Origin of the sequence: Caloramator australicus RC3, from assembly GCF_000297115.1 — a bacterium.
Lineage (GTDB): Bacteria > Bacillota > Clostridia > Clostridiales > Caloramatoraceae > Caloramator > Caloramator australicus.
Genome location: NZ_CAKP01000095.1, coordinates 1 through 734 on the forward strand (window position 1 = coordinate 1; position 734 = coordinate 734).

The window sequence follows — 734 nt, forward strand, 5'->3', positions numbered from 1 at the left end:
ATTTCTACTTCGTCTCCTACCTTCAATACTCCTCTTTCTACTCTTCCTGTCGCAACCGTTCCTCTTCCTGTGATTGTAAATACGTCTTCTACAGGCATTAAGAATGGCTTATCCTTATCTCTTTGTGGTGTTGGAATGTAGCTGTCTACTGTGTCCATTAGCTTAAGTATCTTTCCGCACCATTCGCAGTCTCTGCTTCCGCATCCGCATTCAAGTGCCTTTAATGCTGATCCTACTACGATTGGTGTGTCGTCCCCTGGGAATTCATATTGATTTAATAGGTCTCTAATTTCCATTTCAACAAGGTCGATAAGTTCTGGGTCGTCTACCATGTCTGCCTTGTTTAGGAATACTACAATGTATGGAACGCCTACCTGTCTTGCAAGTAGTATGTGTTCTCTTGTCTGTGGCATTGGACCGTCTGCTGCACTTACAACTAAGATCGCTCCGTCCATTTGCGCTGCCCCTGTAATCATGTTCTTTACGTAGTCAGCGTGACCTGGACAGTCAACGTGTGCATAGTGTCTTGTTTCTGTTTCGTATTCAACGTGTGCTGTGTTGATTGTTATTCCTCTTTCCTTTTCTTCTGGTGCCTTATCTATTTCGTCGTATCTTGTTGCTTGTGCTCTTCCATACTTTGATAATACAAATGTTATCGCTGCTGTTAATGTTGTCTTACCATGGTCAACGTGTCCTATTGTCCCTATGTTTACGTGTGGCTTGGTTCTCTCAAA

Annotated in this window: 1 protein-coding gene; it reads right to left on the bottom strand. The window is 43.1% G+C overall.

Annotated elements, in window-relative coordinates:
- Window positions 1-734 (bottom strand): elongation factor Tu (locus CAAU_RS08770; RefSeq protein ID WP_040306380.1); only part of this gene is annotated, 734 nt, incomplete at both ends.